Origin of the sequence: Yersinia canariae (assembly GCF_009831415.1) — a bacterium.
Classification (GTDB): Bacteria; Pseudomonadota; Gammaproteobacteria; order Enterobacterales; family Enterobacteriaceae; genus Yersinia; species Yersinia canariae.
The window spans coordinates 3812395-3829977 of sequence record NZ_CP043727.1; the positions used below are offsets into that span (position 1 = coordinate 3812395).

Genomic DNA, 17583 nt, shown 5'->3' on the forward strand with positions numbered 1-17583 from the left:
TCATCAAAGAAAAAATAAAGTCAGCCACAAAGCACCATCGCTCGAGCCGGATCGATGGCGATAAGACCGGCCATCAATGTCTCCATTTCTGGTGTCAGTCGAGCTTTATCAGACTCGCTACGGCCCGCTTTCATACGCAGTAACTTCAAGCGGCGGGCCTGCACTTCAAACAGCAAAGCCGGTTCCCAGTCGCTGAGCGTCAAGTGCGGCCCTGTCACGGCAAGTTCTCCGAGTAAATGCAATGCCATATCGTTACGCCCATATTGTTCTGCCACCCTTGCCATCAACAGCCGTATTAGCCAACGATGACGGGGAGCGTCAATACCTGGGCGCGTCTGCAGCCAAGTTATTGCGGCTTCTGGCCCTTCGCTGTCACCTTTTTCCATGGCTTCGGTTTCTAACGTAAGCACATCATCAGCTTGGCTATTGGCAACACTGACCGGCGCATCATGGAAGGTCAGTTTATCTTCGCTCACTTTCTCGTTAATCCAGCTCAGAGTGACCTCATCGGCAAATGGTGTGCCATCGTTCCAAGCTAAAGTTTCCAATGCAGGAAGACGTTTCAGGAACAACCGTAGATCGAGCAATATATATTCAGACCACGCTTCCCAAGGCTGGCCCGCACGATTTAACCCCTGCCAGAGGTACCACTGCACGTCGAGCCAAAAATGGTTCACACCTTCGCAGTACATCTGGCTAGCCTGCTCAACCAACTCTGCCCAACTCTGCTGACGATATAAGCGTTTTAGCTGTGCGCGGTACTCCGGTTTTGGTGGTTGAAGCCGGGTACGACCGCTGGCATCCAAGGCGGGGATTTGGTCGACCGTATCCCAACGCACTGTTTTCATCAGACGGTGTGATGCCAGCCAACCGTGCGGCTGCTCCCCGAGCCAGCGGGAAAGTAATTTTGTCTGATCCAACAAATCACGACCAGACTGGACGGTAGACAACTGAGGAGAATGGCGGGTAGCTACGGTGGATGCTGGTTCTTGAGTGCTGCTGTTTTGTGGCACAAGCGCCCCGAGTCCACCGGAACGCGCCAAACGATTTTCAAGTGCAGTGCACAATCCAGCAAAAGAAGGTTGTTCATTTTCCGGCCAATGGCTGACCGCAACCTGCAGATGGTAGAGAGCACCAGCCGTCAACTCAGCATCCGCGCGCGCCACTTCTGGCCAAAGCGCAAGGCTATCGAGTACTTTTGCACTATTAAGCCACTCCAATGCGCTCTTACGAGCAACAGGACGTAGCGGATAGCAGAGGGAACCAAAGCGAGTTATCATCGCCGACAGCAACGTCAAGCCCTCTGCCAGCCCTTTTTCCCCATCACGATGAAGGCGTGCTTGAATGTACCAAGTCACTACTCGGATATCTTTGGCGGTCTGACAGAGGAGTTTCTCTGCTAGCTGGCACAATAATTCTGGGCTGGCCCCTGAAAGCTTGTTGATCTCCTCTCTCATCGACTGGAAATCGTCTTGATAAGCGGGATCTTCACCGGCATCTGCCTCAGAACTGATTGGCATCAACCAGTTACTCCATAGGGATGAGGCATTTTCAGCAAGGGAGAGTAATTTCTGTTGTTCAGCCTTATCTGCTGCGCATAGGGCTAATAATACTTCCGGTGAACTCATGCTTTTCCCCGCTGGTTTATTTTTTCCATCACACTCATCACGCCCACTGGCTCGTCACCGCAGTCATTCTGCTTCTGCAATAAATTGTTCAATGCTCTCAGCCCCCGGCTCAATATTAAAAATTGACTCAGGCAGGCGGAATCCTTGAAGTTTTAAAAGCGCCAGCGGCCCATCACCGAGCTCGCTACGTAGGATGAACTTGATGGGATTTCCGTCTTGAGTCGTCCAAACTAATTGAGTTCGGCCGCTGTCCAGTGGGGTCACTTGGGCCTTATCAAGTAATCGAATTAAGCCCCAATTACCTTGGTTATCAGCATAGAGTCGCATGCCTGTATTGACGCCGCGCCAGCTAAGTTGAACACCGGGATAGTAGGTATTCCCCGGCCAAGTAAAACTCTGCCAACTCTCCATCTGGTTAAAGTAATCCAGATTCTGCTCATCAACGGTGAGTTGTATTCGAGCGATATCTTTAGATGGGCGCGCCATGAGTTCGAAATGCACACTGGCATCCCCTTGGGCAAATACAATGTCCGAAATATCCGCTAACTGGTTAATCGCATTAAGGAAGGCAGGATTGACTGTCATCCCTTGGCTGGCCGCAGGATCTACCACCCAGCGATTACCTTCTTGATGTAAAATTCCCCCGAGGTTGGCTTTCAGGAATGCGGTAATGCGCCCTGAATCGCTGCGCAGGAACTGTGCTAGTAACGGTAACGAAGCATCACTGCCCGTCGCCTTAAATGGATAACGACCAGCAAAAGCTTTATTCCACTGATCAACAATAGAATTCTGCCAACGGGCATTCAGGCTACCAGCCGCTGGAGCCAGCACTTGTCGCCAAGCCAGATCCAGTGGCTGCACAAATAGCGCCTGACCAAAACCGCCCCATTCCTGCCCAAGACTCGCGGCCATCAAACTGCCATAGTCGCGAGTATCTGTCAGATCGATGGCTTTGCCCTGAAAGACCGTCTGGGCCAACATTTGTGACATCGCCTGCGGGTCTGGCGCACTGGTGACTTGTTGAAGTTTGAGGCGAACCTGTGTGACGCGAGCCAGCCATGACTGAAAACTCAAATTACCGTTATTACCTGTTCCGTCTTTGCCTTCGATAACCCCTAACAGTGGAGCGAATACGCTGTCCAGCGGACCACGTGGCCCTTGGGCTTGCTGTATAAATTGTTTAGCGTTCTTTTCCCGTCCCATCAGTTTCTTTGCTGAATCTACAATCGAATCCGCCAATGCCTCACCTTTCTGGCCGGTTTTCCCCTGCCAAGCAAGCGTATCCATTAAAGCAACTAGTGGTGATTGGCGTACATCCGCCAGCAGATTAAGCTGAGCAATTGCCTCTGAAAGTGAGCTCGCCGCATGCCATTGAATGCTGTTAACCATATTCAGCCAAGCATTTCCAAAGTCAGTAAAATAGCGATCCGTGAGTCTCACTTTTAGGGCTTCCGGCGACATCTCACTATCCGGTTGATGTGTTTTGTCCGTCAGTACCCAATCGATTTCATTGCGACGGTTTTTCACCACATCATCAATAGCCCCTTGGACTTGCTCTTCCCAAGCCTGACGGGTAAACATGCCCGGTACGACCTCATCTGTACTGAATAGTGTCGACGCATCAGTATCACCTGTCATATCAGCCAGCGTTAAGTCTGGCCAGTTGCTGGCAATACGCTTGAGCATATCTTGATACAATCCCGCATCTGCGTTGCGTTGCCCTATTTGTTTAAGCAGAATTTGGCGAACGGTACTAATCAGTTCGGTATCAGGCTTTATTTTCCATTCCGGATGTATCGGGAGATTTTGGGCATAAAAACCCAATAGTTTCGGTGCCTGTGATTGCCAAACCCCATCTGGCACACCTTCTCGTTTCGGCCAAGATTGCATCGTGTTTTTCGACAACCAAACCGCATCAGCTTTATCAGGATGAGACAGCATCAGGTAGCTTTTAAGCAAGTCGTAGGCACGTTGCGTGCCCTGCGCTCTGGCCTCGCTCGCAGGAGGTAACTGCACAAAAGCATTCAGTTGCTGGTGAAGATGTTCAGCCGTGGCATCGCGCATGAGTTCATTGTTATTACGGGTATACAGTGGCCAGAGAGCGGCTAGAGTGTCACTATCTTGATTAAGCCCAAAACGGGTATACCAAGGAGCGCCTTTTGCCTCACGGTTTTGTAAACGAGCAATGGCCTGTTGAAGGACGAGTTGGTTACGCAAACGTTCTGGCAGTGGCTGTTTGATATCACCAGCCAGTCGGGCTGTCTCTTGCGCCTGATATATTTGTGTTCGGTTGACACTCAGTGACAACAACGTACCTGCAGCCCAAAAAGCAACCAGAGCCAAGAGTAAGAGCCGCAGCACCTTCAGCCAATCGACAGTCAATTTTTTCGCAGTCACATTTTGGCTGTCTTCTATCACGGCCTGCCAAGCTGGACTGTTCTGCCGAACGTGAGGTGTGATATCTGCGCCGACAAGTTCTGGGCTAATCATGAGGCCACGAAGGCGATAAGCAGCAGTCCCCTGCATCAGTCCGTTTAATAAGGCTGTCAGTCGGGCTTTTAGCTCACCTTGTAGACGGGAAGACAGTCGCAGCAACCAGTCATGACGGGGATCGTTCAATATCTGCGCCATACCGGCATGACCTAACCGAGGAACCAGCTCATCAAGAGAAGAAAGAGCCTCTTCTGGCGAGGTGCGTAATCCGAACAAAGTGCCTATTGGTGCCCGCTCTCTTTCTTGCTGTGAGCCGTCTTCTTTATCTATCAACCACAACCACACTGGAGCCTGCCAGCCCAGCACTTTATCGGTTCTCTGGCGGTTGCGTAAAAAGGCATCACGTTCGATTGCCGAGGGGAGTGAGTCAGTATTGAGCACTTGCACGATGCCATCTAGCGGACGGCGTGGTCTCACCTGTTTCAATGAGGTCAGGAACACGCTATCCGGCAGCAATTGAGCATCACCCGCATGGACGAGAACAATGCCGTCACCTTCCTGCCACATATCACGCGTTAACCCTGGAACCGCTTTCTCAACGTCAGCACTATCTCCCTGTACCAGTAGGATGCGGACTTTGTTTTTCCAGAAGCGCCCATAGCGCAGGTGAAGGTGTTCCATGAGGGAGGCTGGGGCAAACTGTAGCCCGTCTTCATCAGTGTAGAATCCAGATACGTTCTCTGGCTTATCTACCTGCTGGTTTTTATTCCAGCGTACACGCAGGCCGGCTTTTCCTGCCCGCTCGAACATACGTTCCGTAGCCCAAGATATAACCACTACAACGATCACTAGCAACGCACAATATAAGGCGATCCCTGTGGCATTGTAAGGCCCGAATCCCGTGGTCTGTGCAGTTTCCTCAGGCCAGTACCAGAAAATACCGGCGACAATCAGGATAATGCACATTAAAAATAGAGCTACAGAGCCAATAACGGATGAGAGTTTCATGACTGATTTACACAATCCCTGATGATGTTGCTGGCGTCACAGCACATAACTGATGACAAGAAGGTGTTGATTCAACTGCGACTATTTGTGGTTCTTCGTCGATATAGCACTGACGTGCCGCAAGGATCACGGATTGCCAAGGAGCTGCTGTGCCCGCGTAACCAGCAACAGTGTCAATATTGATACTACGTTGAGCAGTGAGCTCAGGGGCATTGGTTGCACAGGCCAGACTCCAGGTCTCTTCACTTGCCAGCTTCCCGCCAGTAACCCACCCCCTGAGCTGCGCAGTTTTAGGTAATTTCCCCCAAAGCATCGCTTTATTCAGAGCCTGAGAGAGATTGGTGTCATTGCTGATTTGTGGGCGATGGATTCGGACTGAGGATGAAAACTTTACCGGTAATTGGCGGTTGATCACTAACATGATGGTGATCGACTCGCCACTGTCTTGTGGCGGAATATCATAAAGTTGCGCACTAATCACCAGCAATGCACTGGGAGTATCATGATGCTTGTCAAGCCAGTAATCCAAGATGCTAAAACCCGATATATTGCGGATTCGCCGCAATGGGTATTGAGTACCTGATATCAATGTATCCGTGATATCCGCAACGCTATCGCAAGCATCGAATGTGATATAACACGGTATATCTGTCGGTAGACGCGCCAACATATTCGCGGCATTTCCACAAATATCGTTAACATAACTACTCAGAATATCATCAGATCGTCCCCTGTCGGGTAAAGCTGAATGCCGTACAATACTCACGTTATCCCTTGTGAGAACAGGCTCAAGAATGGGGGACCTTTTGAGGACGGCTAGATGCGTTTTCATCCCATCGGTTTCCAGCGCATTAATTAGATATTCACCAACAAGCCAAGCAGAACGCTGCCCTCGAGTTATTTCAGATGCAATGACCTGGTCTCGCTCTTTATTCCATGAAGCCATCCCAACACGTTCAAGTTTGTATGCTATCCGGCGTAATGAAAAAATGCTTCCCCAGATAAGGACGGGCAAACAAGTTGCAGTAAACCAGAATTTGAAACCGGTCCTGTCACCAGGCCAGAACCAAAGTGTCATCCCAGCACCGATGAGAAAAATCATGACGCCGGAGATTATCCAGCGAACGGTGGCAGGTCGGGTAATATCCAGCGCTTTATCCGGGATTGCATCAAGATTGACAGGCATAATTAACCGACCAGCGCATCCGGCAGTGACGTAATAAGTGTACAGCCACAAGCACATTTATGGCCGTGGAATGCGACGGGAATACCATTGTCCAGATAGTTCGGATTACCTTCTACAATCGTTGTCGGCCCATGGCCTTGAATCGGGCAGGAGACTTTATCGCCTTTACGGGCAACACCGAGACCGCCAAAAATCATGGCATCGGAACCAGACTGAACGGCACCGCCATGAGTGGTTTTATCACCTATACGGATAATCTGAAGCATTACACTGACCTTTCAAATTGCTAATGGATATAAAATTAATGGAAAATCGGAGAGTAAAAATGAATAGCTAGATTATTGCTGAATTTGCTCCAGTAGCTCATTCAACTCATTGACACGTGAGATATTCATATCCATACGACATATGCTGTACATGGGGGTTCCAATCATAAATCCCTGAACATCACACCAATTCTCACGAGATGCTAACCAGCTCTTTTGTGCCATCTCAAAATTATTAGCTATACTAGGAAGATCCCGAGCTTCTATTATTTTGTATATTTTCTGGTAAACGATATTCATATCTTTTCTTGCAACATCTGATGCCAAGGCTGCACACCCCATAACAACAGAGTTATTAGTCTCAGTATTTTTCCGACAATCTGATTCAATTTTTGAATAGTCGCTTAATACTGCATATGAAAAAGTTGGTAATATAAAAAATAGAAATAAAATCTTATTGCACAATTTCACTTTTAGTATCCAATTTGACTTTTGAAAGAATTAAGCACTATCAATTTAATATAAATTTAAAATACTTAATATTTAGTCACTCATCATAAACTTCTTTGCCTGACATTAACTCTCCTACCTCTGCTCGCCGGGGCAATAGACACTACTTCTGAATGTAGGCTTAACAGAATTTATTAGCCATTTCCTCTTTATTTTTACTAAACCAATGGTATACAGAGACACCCCTTTTCCATAACCTAATTTTAGATTCACTACTGCAAGTTGATCATTCTTAGAAAGAGTCTTTGTATATATGTTTTTTTTCCATTCCTCACAAATATCCTGAGCATCCAAAAAATAATCAGCATCTGAATCATCACTATCCCGAAAGGCTCGAAGGTGTTCTGTAGTATATTTAAAAATTGTTTTCAGGGAGTAATCATTAGCAGATTCCATATCAGGCATCTCTGCAGCGACTAAATAATCATGGTAGAATTCACTAACCACTTCCTCCGGCGATAAACTTTTCGTATTAGAGGCCAAAGTCACACAAGATATGAAAAACAAAAAGAAAACGAGAAATATTTTTCTCAATATATATACCTTAATTTCATATTTATCACACCATTAGAATAGAAACCTTTCATTAGTCATTTTCGTTTTCGAGTATAACCCCAATTCCCGAGCCATCATCTGAAATACACTCAACCATTGAATTATTCTCATTTAATGAAAAAATTTTGGTTTTAATGTGTATTATCAATATTGGGAATTGCTTTGTAATTTTATATAATAATTGATATTAAGCCCTACCCAAACACTACATCAGTCACAAAAATAATTTACTCTATGATTTTCCAATTGCATTTATTCGAACATGGTTTATTTAAACCACTTAAAAAAACGCGACACTTAACTCAATACATCCTCTTTAAATATTTTTTTATAGACTCTGCATTTTTATAGTTAAAGATAAGACCTGATGAATTATACCCATCATAGCCAGAAAGGTTTTTATCATTTAATACTTTCTCATTTACTAAAATCTCACCATTATAATATTTATATGCAAAGGTTTTATAATGCTTTGCATTTATATTCTCCTCATCCCAAGACACAAGAACAACCACGTTTTTGATATCATCTATTGGTGTAAAAAAAACCGTTTCGATCTCAGGCACTCCATCATACACTTGATAATTGTCAATAGGCCTTGTTTTTAATCCACTATGTTTAACAAATGAAATAGACTCATCCTTCTCTCTGATAAAAGAGATAGTTGTATTACTAGCCTTGTCTAGAGAAAATGGTCCTTGGACGACATTGGTAGCAGCTTGGCATGGTAATGCCATACATAAAATAATAAAAATCAAACTCTTAATCATGAACAATCACTCCAACTCTATATTAAGGTCAAGAAGATTTGTACCTGCAAGCCAAGAACCATGTGGTTCGCGGCCTATCAAGCCATCACTTCTTCCAGAGTGGTGTACTCGCTTCCATTTTGTTTACGTATCGGGAAACATATTTTCATTTCAGCAATCCTTAGCGTGACATGTTGCTATCTGTTTCAGGGGGAAGAAGCTCGAGAGATGTTTTGTCAAAGACAGGCACTTCTGTATTCAATGACACGCCACTCATCGGCACCTGATAGCGCGGAGCCTTCACAATATAATCCCCTGACGAACCGTGCTCTATCCCGCTCTGGCTCAGTTTCAGATATGACCCACCACCGTTTAGCGTCAGCGTTTTGGGGGTTGTGATGATGATTTCATCCTCACTGCTGGTAATTAACCTGCTGCTTGGCGAAGAGTGCCATGGTGTTGTGCTGCGCCTGAATCTCCACATCACCCTGATTGGCCACCAACTTCGCCCCCTATTTATGCACAAAGAGTCCCAGCGCCTTTTCGACGGAAACAGAGAGGTTTTTCATTGCGCCAATATCGAGGTGCTGTCCTGCATTTATCATGGTATTACGCGTGCTTGCCAGTTGTAGATGCTCACCGGAAGTGACAGCAATCCCTATTAAGGGTTTACTTTTTACTACAAGATTTTTTTAAATTTTAATTTATTCTCTTAAGATCTTTCCACTCACTCCCTCCCCAAGGGAATAATTCACTCTTAATTAAAAATAAGTTATTTGAGGTCCTTTTTATCACAAACTGGGGTGGAGGCGCATCACATTCTATGCCTTTATTTTCAGACTCTAGCCAAGCTAATTTTAATTCATCACTAGCTTTGGTTATTTTATATTTCCCATAGCAATTAAAAGGTGCATGCCACGATGAAATATTAAGTGTACTTGTTTCTTCGCCATTAAGAGAAAAAGTCCATGTAATGCTGGATTTTTTTCCATCAATAAGCTCTTCACCTTGCTGAGTATAAACATATTTACCTAAAGTAATATCAGAAGTTACTGATGCTAACGATATCTTACTAAATACAAAGAAAACAATCACAACAAATAAAGCTGTATCTTTTGAAATATTTAACACTATTGATAAACCTCATTAGAACATGTAGGGAAAACCTCGTAACCTAAGTTCGAATAAGTATGTATAACTATTTTATGTTCAGGTACGTAAGAGTTAAATTTATTGAAAATAATTCTCTTTACTGAATTAATTTACGGCGACACCGTGACCACCAAAGATCATGGCATCGGAACCAGACTGAACGGCACCACTATTTTCTATCTTGTACTTGCACTCACCTGAAAATATTTCATTAAATTAATTTCTTTAAAGAAAGATGTATTACTCTAATATTTGTTATCATTGCCATATATTGTTTGTTATTTTATTATATTTTGGTCTCATTTCTTATATCCCATGACTCACTCAAATTAACGACTATCCTTCTGCGATAATCTTTAACCTTCAATTAAGCATATCACTGACAGCCAAGAGCATTAACTTTGTTGCATTGTAATTTATCGGTCAAATCACTAAGGTTATCAACATTAACTTTGATACAGTTGTATTTATATTCCTTTTTCGATTTTATATTTAGCACGGCAATACCTTTTTCTTCTTTATCACCTTCATAATTACTAAATATTGAATATTCGTAACCACCATGAATAAAATTTACTATTAAATAATCAGTTTGGAAACGCGAATAATGATTATATTGGAATTCACTATATATAGGAGAATCTGAGCCAAACTCAAACCTATTTTTATCACTCGTCATTCTGTATATTAATTTATTTTTTTCCATACTTAACGTTGCAACACCTTTTATAGTATTGCAAGAAAAATATTCATACTGTGCCAGTAATGGCTCGGGAAAGATCATTAATAGGAAAACATAAAGTTTAATTTTATTTTTTATTAATTTCATAGTTTTTCTCCATTTTTTTGTCATATCCTTTTTGCCTCTTACCATTATACGCCCGAGCAAACGTCAACCAGTCCTTACTTCTTATGGACTTTAGTAAAGTGACATCAAACTTAATAAAGTCAACAAATGCTTTTAATTGATTCTTCTCTGATTCAGACATCGCCATTACAAAAGCCTCCGGAGACGAATAACCTGCGGCAGCATAATTAGAGCCTAATATCTGAAACTTCCCCCACGATGCAGACATTAATGCTGCTCTTTTATTTAATGCGTAAGCCCGTATCAATTTAGGATACTGAACTGATATAGTACCATAACCGCCTGCGTCAGGATTAGAAATATCAGAGTGGGAATCATATTCCCCATGAGTGTATTTACTAAAGTGATGCCTTTCGAATAAAATCGCAGGGACATAATCATCATCACTTTGAAATTTAAAATAACTTCCATAATTACCAGTTTCAGTTTGAGCAACCGCTTTTATAGCAGCAACTTCGCAAGATAATTTTGTGGCGGCTAACTGATAATCTGCATCATCTATCAAATCACCTTTATAGAATGTTATAAATTCCAGAGGCTCCAATTTTCCTTTAATAGGTGTAACAGGGAAAGAAATATTGCTTATGGCACCTAAAAACATCACCGGATGGAAATGCCACACCGGAGCTCCACTTTTAAACGCATCAACCTTGCTCATCCATTCCATATCGTCCAACCATTGTTTCGCATAAGCAGTACGTAGTGGGTCATAATTCTGAAAAAACACGCTCCAGCGGTGGTGGCTACTACCACCGAACCATTCACTGTCGTGTTTCACTATCAGGCGGGCGGCGATATCCCTGACGCCCATTTCCGGGTGATGTACTGCGTTATACAGTTCTTTACCTGTAATTTCACCGTCACCGTCCGCATCGATTTTTTTGACCAGATTATTATAAAAGGTTGATACCTGTTTTTGTTGTATGCCCCGATCCTGGCCTAGTTGCTTAGAAAACCAGTCAAATGCTCCTTTTACCCAACTCTCGTTCATAGACTTCGATACATCGGGTGAGGGGTCTTCTTCCAAAGTAGTGAATCCCAGTTCCTTCAGGTCATACTGATGCAGCTCTTTTACATCTGCCTGTGCAATCCAGCTATGTGGGCTGATTTCAAACCATGTCTTACCGTCTTTATCTTCCAGCGGATTACACTTATCGCGCGGGAGGATTATCCCACCATCTTTTAAAACAATGCACGACATTGATTTAAATGTGCTGTCCTTTCCTTCTCCTGCTTTCTGATAAAGTGACTTACCTGAAAGGACCTGAATGTATTTTTTTCCGTGGGTAACCTGAGCTGGATTATTCAGAAAATTCGACATCTGCGGGTCAATACTGATGACCTCAATATGGGCATAATGGCATGAATTTACGTTACCTCTGCCGACAGGTGCGATATCCTCACCTAAGAAACCAATAGCATCGCCAGCCTCAATATCCAACGCTGTTGTGGGTTTGGTTACTAAATCGAACGTACCTTGTTGCACTGCTTGCTGTATCCATGCGGGCATCCGTGCGTACTGCTCACCATCAGACTCCATATGCTCCGGAAGTAAAGTCACCCAAAAAAGTTCTCCAACCTCTTTACCTGCGGCATCCAGCTTTTTCGCCAGGCCAAATGCTTCTTTATTCGCTCCATTAAGGAACGTTTTCTCACGGAAAATAATAACGCGATCATCCTTTGATAATCGAAATTGTCTTCCTTTATCCTGTGGGGCAGTTTCCGTCGTATCGGAGGAGGCACTACTCTCATACGTAGTCGCCTCACGCATTTTCACGTCTTTTTTTGCCTTCAGACATTTAAACTTTGGAAAGGCCGACAATGGAGTAAGTCCCAGATATAGCGAATAAAACTCCAGCCAGCTATTCTCTTTTCCCGGGTCGGGCTTACAGGTGGACTTCACTAATACAAATGTGTTGGAATAACGCAGTTTTTTACCATTGTAATCTGCTGTTAGATAATCTTCGTTCAAACGCCAGGCCACAACCTCACCTTTTGCCATACACTGCAGGGGTACTGCTGTATCCACCAAGTCGGGTGTAAGCACTGAGCCTGGTGCAGAGACCTGACTAACATGCACTCCCCCATGCCAGAGCTGATTTGTACCTGCAAGCCAAGAACCATGTGGTTCGCGGCCTATCAAGTCCATCACTTCTTCCAGAGTGGTGTACTCGCTTCCATTCTGTTTACGTACCGGGAAACATATTTTCATTTCAGCAATCCTTAGCGTGACATGTTGCCATCTGTTTCAGGAGGAAGAAGCTCGAGAGATGTTTTGTCAAAAACAGGCACTTCTGTATTCAATGACGCGCCACTCATCGGTACCTGGTAGCGCGGAGCCTTCACAATATAATCCCCAGCAGAGCCATGCTCTATCCCGCTCTGGCTCAGTTTCAGATACGATCCACCACCGTTTAGCGTCAGTGTTTTTGGGGTTGTGATGATGATTTCATCCTCACTGCTGGTAATCGTAACCTGCTGCTTGGCGAAGAGTGCTATGGTGTTGTGCTGCGCCTGAATCTCAATATCGCCCTGATTGGCTACCAATTTCGCCCCCTCTTTGTGTACAAACAGTCCAAGCGCCTTTTCGACGGAAACGGAGAGGTTTTTCATTGCGCCAATATCGAAGTGCTGTCCTGCATTTATCATGGTATTACGCGTGCTAGCCAGTTGTAGATGCTCACCGGAAGTGACCGCAATCCCCAGCGGCGCACTCGCCAAGACAACGGCTGACTGCAAACCTGACAGGCGATCTTTGACCAAGTTGAGTTGAGTCTGAATATCCGCAACAAGTGCACCAGCCTGTTCAGCAGCCGAGTTCAGTGCCTGCATTTCGCTATTAGCTTGGTTAATCAGGTTAACGGCCGGCGCCATTTCCAGTACTTCCCCTTGAGCTTTCAACTGGTCATCAGCTGTCAGGAAAAGACCTTTGGCTGCACGAACTGCACCAAATTCGTCAGTGCGCAGTTCAAACCCACTGCCACGCTTTTCACGTTGTGCATTGACCAGATGCCCCATGTTCAGTTGGCTCTTACCAAACTCCGTTGCAAGTTTAATGTGTTCCTGCTGACGAAGATCCTCCATCCTGAGTTTGTTATTCGCTGGCGTACGCCAAATGTTGCGTGTGTGGTTATCACTGGTGACATGGTCAGGATATTCAGAATCGTGCTGTGCGTAGGCAATATAAGGTCTGTCCGGATCGCCGCTGTCGAACACCACTGACACTTCGGTTCCATCAAGCAGTGGAGCATGCCAACCGTATGTGTCACCCGCATAGGGTTTTGCCATACGTAACCATAAATAGGCATACCCCTGCTCTGTACTATTGCGATCGAAATCTAGCTTCACGCGGTAACGGCCCTGACTGTCGAGCCAAGCATAGGTGTCGCCTTTCTCGGTACTTTCTACTCTGGCAGGAAGTGAGCCAGAAATAATTGGGCGGTTAAGTCGTGCGGGGCGATAGCAAACTGTTTCACTGTAGGGAATACCATCAAACTCCAATCGGAAGCTGCTTTTACGTGAACCATGGCTGCGTACTGTCGTCACAACAATACCGTCTTTTAAACCATCCGGTAGTGCGCCATCCGTTTCCAATACCTGACCGGGGGATAATAGTGGGCTGGTTGAGCGACCACTAACAGTCACCTGGCCGTTAAGGATACGTTCATGGCGCAAGCGGGCATAAAACGCCCCAGTTTCTGTGCTCTGCGTATCACCTTCTGACAGGAACGGTTCCGCGTAATGATAGACTTCACCGGTTGTGATGCCTTCTGAGCGGCTGATACTTTTAGCGCTGTCCTGCGGGATGAGCGCCTCACGATAGTTATAGTCACGAGTCGCGACGCTCTCGCTCACCACGTTGTAGGTGGTTTGGATATCCCAAAGACTTTCCTGCCCACTGTCGCTCATACCTGCGGGGTTTCGTAGCGGAAGACGGACACCGAACTGGTATTGATCCTGAGCATCCTGAAATATCACGACGTCCTGCTCAACGCGATTGTCCATTTCAAAACGCCAGTAAATGCCAACTTCTGCTAGTAGGCGCTGCACAAACTCCAAGTCACTTTCACGCCACTGAGTAATGAGTTCGCGCGCGGGGTATTCCCGCGACAGACGGAACTCAAAGTCTGGGCCTTCAAAACCGTGTTTACGTAGAACCTGTTCCACGACTTCAATCACGGATTGGTTAAGGTAAATCTCATTGTTTTTAGTGTGCTTCAACAGTGCAATTCGAGGTACTAGCGTCAGTGAATACCGAGTTTCATCTGCCGAGGTCGAGAGGCGGCGAAAAGATTGCACCACACCATAGACGGTTCGCACTGGCACCGCTGGCCCACCATTAAATACAGGGGCTTGGAAGGTAAAAGAGCCGGGTTTAAGCAGCAACGTGTCGCAAGCAATATCAGATTCACTGCAAGTGAGTGAGACGTTATATTGCCATGGGCGGCTGAAAGACTCTTCGGCATGAAAACTTAGCACGTCCAAGAAGTGCGGACAGTCATGTACTTTCACATGGTATCGGGACTGTCCCTGAGCTTGCCTTAACTGACTGGCTACGCCACTCAATATTGAATTACTCATCTTTCGCCCCCTTCAAACTCAAGAGTAATGCCGTCGTTTTCATCCCAGCCCAGCGTCAGCGATGTGGTGTGCTGCTGCTCAGACAGACGGCTCAGCAGTTGTTGGCTCAGTACCGGTAAAATCTGTTGATTGAGCAGGCTGTCGATGTTGCGTGCGCCGGTGTCCGGCAGCAGGCAGGCGGCGACCAGCGTGTCGTAAAGGCTTTCTTCAATCGTGCATTGCAAGCCGTAATGTTTGTTCAAGCGTTTGGCGACCTGCGCCAGTTTCATTTCGACGATGGTGCGCAACGCCGTGGCGTCCAGTGGACGGTAAATCAGGGTCTGGAAGCGGGCCAGCAGCGCTGGCTGGAAGTGATCGCGTAGGATTGGGCGCAGCAGCTCGTGCAAATCACTATGATTCGCTGCCGGTTGTTCATCCAACAACTGCATCAGATGATCACTGCCGAGATTGGCGGTCATCAGGATCACGGTATTGCGAAAATCAATTTCACGCCCTTCGCCGTCGCGCATAAAACCCCGGTCAAACACCTGATAGAACAGGTTGATGACGTCGGTGTGCGCTTTTTCAACTTCATCGAGCAACACCACGCTGTATGGGCGTTTGCGCACCGCTTCAGTCAAAATGCCGCCCTGACCATATCCAACATAGCCCGGAGGCGAGCCTTTAAGCTGGGAAACGGTGTGCGCTTCCTGATATTCGGACATGTTGATGGTGACCAGCGATTTCTCGCCACCAAATAGGGTGTCGGCCAGCGCCAGCGCGGTCTCAGTTTTGCCTACGCCACTTGGCCCCACCAGCAGGAAGACACCCAGTGGGCCATTTTCGGAGGTCAGGCCGGTTTTGGCGGCGCGCAGGCGTTGCGCCATCTCAATCAGCGCAACATCCTGACCGACTACACGAGTGGCAAGATGATTTTCTAACTGTAATAGATCGGTCTGTTCATCTTTCAGTAGGCTACTCAGCGGGACACCCGTCCAGTCGGCAATCACGGTGGCGACGGTACGGACATCAACATCCAGCGACAGCAGCGGTGCACTGCCCTGAATCTGGCTTAACTCTGCCTGCAATACCGCCAGACGGGCTACGTCGGCAATATCCTGACGTGCGTCAATGATAAGTGTGGCGAGACGTTTTTCTTCTTCATATTGCTGTTCGAGCTTGTGCTGTCCAACCGCCAGTTCTTCACGGCGTTTATCAATCTCATGTAAGCGCGTTGAACCCACATTCGGCAGCAAGAGTAAGTCCTGCTCGATGGCCTGCTGTTCCATCTCCAGTGCGGCCAGCTCGGCGTTAATCTCCATCAGCGCTTCTGGCAAAGTGTCGATACTCATGCGGACACGGGCACCGGCAGTATCGAGCAGGTCAACGGCTTTGTCCGGCAGTTGGCGACCGGTCAGGAAGCGCCGCGACAGGGTGACCGCAGCCGTAATGGCAGAATCAAGGATATGCACGCCGTGGTGCTCGGCATAACGGCCTTTTAAACCCCGCAGCATCAAGCTGGCTTTGGCGTCGTCCGGCTCGTCAACTTTCACCATCTGGAATCGGCGTTCCAGTGCGGCATCACGTTCAAAATACTGTTTATATTCCGACCAGGTGGTGGCCGCGATGGTGCGCAGTTCGCCCCGCGCCAGTGCCGGTTTCAGCAGGTTGGCGGCATCCGCGCCACCGGCCTGATTACCGGCACCGATAATGGTGTGGGCTTCATCAATAAACAGCAGCACCGGTGTTGGCGATTGTTGTACTGCTTCGATAACATTTTTTAGGCGCTGTTCGAACTCGCCTTTGACCCCGGCCCCGGCTTGCAACAGGCCCAAGTCCAGTGTGCGCAGGCTGACGGTTTTCAAGCTGTCCGGCACGTTGCCTTCAGCGATACGTAGCGCCAAACCTTCCACCAGCGCGGTTTTACCGACACCCGGTTCACCGACCAAAATCGGGTTATTTTTACGGCGACGCGACAGGATATCGACCATCTGGCGGATCTCAGTATCACGACCAAAAATCGGGTCAATCTGCCCGGTTTTTGCTTTAGCGGTGACATCGAGGGTAAATTTATCCAGCGCCGCTTGCAGGGCGTCATTGAGTTGAGTCTGACCACTGGCAGAAGTGCGAGTCGCAGCTTCATCGGTGAGATTGACTGGGCTGTCCGCCAGTGCCGCAGCTTGTTGAACTTCAGGGCGCTCGTCGGATTGGCTATCCAGCAACGGTAGCAGGCGGTGTAACTGCGTTGTACTCAAGCTGAGTAATGGCCAAGCGGCATCGGCTGCCAATAATGATGGTGTGGCAATCAGCGCCGCCAGCAGATGAGTGGAACGCACTGCATCGGCATTTTCCTGCAATGAGGCATCCAGCCAGGCACTTTTGATCAGTTGCTGTAGCGCGGCTGACAACTGAGGTTTGCCCTGCACCGTGCGCGGTAAAGTCTCCAGATGGGCCAGCAATCCCTGCCACAGGCTGTCCATGTCCCACTCATAACGGCGGGCAATGACAGTGATATCGCCTTCACCTAGTTCCAGCAATTTCAACAACCAGTGTTCGATAGTGATCTCGGCATGAGCGCGGGTCTGACATAAGGTAGCGGCCCCTGCCAATGCCTGCGCACAGTAAGGATTTAATCGACGTAATAAGTGTGCTGAGTGCGTTGTCATAA

The 17583-nt window shown here is 46.8% G+C and carries 12 protein-coding genes and 1 pseudogene; all 13 read right to left on the reverse strand.

The genetic code is table 11. The annotated features are described in order from the left end of the window. Window positions 1-20: 20 nt before the first annotated feature. Window positions 21-1628 (reverse strand): type VI secretion system protein TssA, encoded by a 1608-nt coding sequence (gene tssA / locus F0T03_RS17590; protein WP_159679767.1) that lies wholly within the window; start codon window positions 1626-1628, stop codon window positions 21-23. 63 nt (window positions 1629-1691) lie between these two features. Then, complete coding sequence (locus F0T03_RS17595; protein ID WP_159679770.1) at window positions 1692-5069, reverse strand: ImcF-related family protein; 3378 nt, start codon at window positions 5067-5069, stop codon at window positions 1692-1694. Window positions 5070-5076: 7 nt separating this feature from the next. Next, a complete protein-coding gene (locus F0T03_RS17600; protein WP_159679772.1) occupies window positions 5077-6255 on the reverse strand; it encodes a hypothetical protein in 1179 nt (392 codons plus the stop codon). Window positions 6256-6257: 2 nt separating this feature from the next. After that, window positions 6258-6521, reverse strand: a complete 264-nt coding sequence (locus F0T03_RS17605; RefSeq protein ID WP_159679775.1) for a PAAR domain-containing protein — start codon at window positions 6519-6521, stop codon at window positions 6258-6260. Window positions 6522-6593: 72 nt separating this feature from the next. Next, complete coding sequence (locus F0T03_RS17610; protein ID WP_246169910.1) at window positions 6594-6992, reverse strand: lysozyme inhibitor LprI family protein; 399 nt, start codon at window positions 6990-6992, stop codon at window positions 6594-6596. 114 nt (window positions 6993-7106) lie between these two features. Further along, entirely contained in the window at window positions 7107-7565 is a 459-nt protein-coding gene (locus tag F0T03_RS17615; protein ID WP_159679778.1) for a YqhG/Tai3 family protein, read from the reverse strand. Window positions 7566-7888: 323 nt separating this feature from the next. Then, window positions 7889-8356, reverse strand: a complete 468-nt coding sequence (locus F0T03_RS17620) for a hypothetical protein (RefSeq protein WP_159679781.1) — start codon at window positions 8354-8356, stop codon at window positions 7889-7891. A 160-nt stretch (window positions 8357-8516) separates the two neighbouring features. Further along, window positions 8517-8994 (reverse strand): annotated as a pseudogene (locus F0T03_RS21745) (DUF2345 domain-containing protein); the annotation flags it as partial. Between the two features lie 40 nt (window positions 8995-9034). Further along, window positions 9035-9466 carry a hypothetical protein gene (locus F0T03_RS17635; RefSeq protein ID WP_159679787.1) on the reverse strand — a complete coding sequence of 144 codons (432 nt, stop codon included), beginning with the start codon at window positions 9464-9466 and terminating at the stop codon, window positions 9035-9037. Window positions 9467-9863: 397 nt separating this feature from the next. Further along, window positions 9864-10316 (reverse strand): hypothetical protein, encoded by a 453-nt coding sequence (locus tag F0T03_RS17640; protein ID WP_159679790.1) that lies wholly within the window; start codon window positions 10314-10316, stop codon window positions 9864-9866. After that, a complete protein-coding gene (locus F0T03_RS21750; RefSeq protein WP_246169911.1) occupies window positions 10297-12567 on the reverse strand; it encodes an N-acetylmuramidase family protein in 2271 nt (756 codons plus the stop codon). Before F0T03_RS21750 ends, F0T03_RS17640 begins: the two co-directional genes overlap by 20 nt. A gap of 11 nt (window positions 12568-12578) precedes the next feature. Then, window positions 12579-14936 (reverse strand): type VI secretion system Vgr family protein, encoded by a 2358-nt coding sequence (locus F0T03_RS17650; protein ID WP_159679792.1) that lies wholly within the window; start codon window positions 14934-14936, stop codon window positions 12579-12581. Beyond that, entirely contained in the window at window positions 14933-17581 is a 2649-nt protein-coding gene (tssH, locus tag F0T03_RS17655; RefSeq protein WP_159679794.1) for a type VI secretion system ATPase TssH, read from the reverse strand. The genes F0T03_RS17650 and tssH overlap by 4 nt, the downstream gene beginning before the upstream one ends. Window positions 17582-17583: the final 2 nt, after the last annotated feature.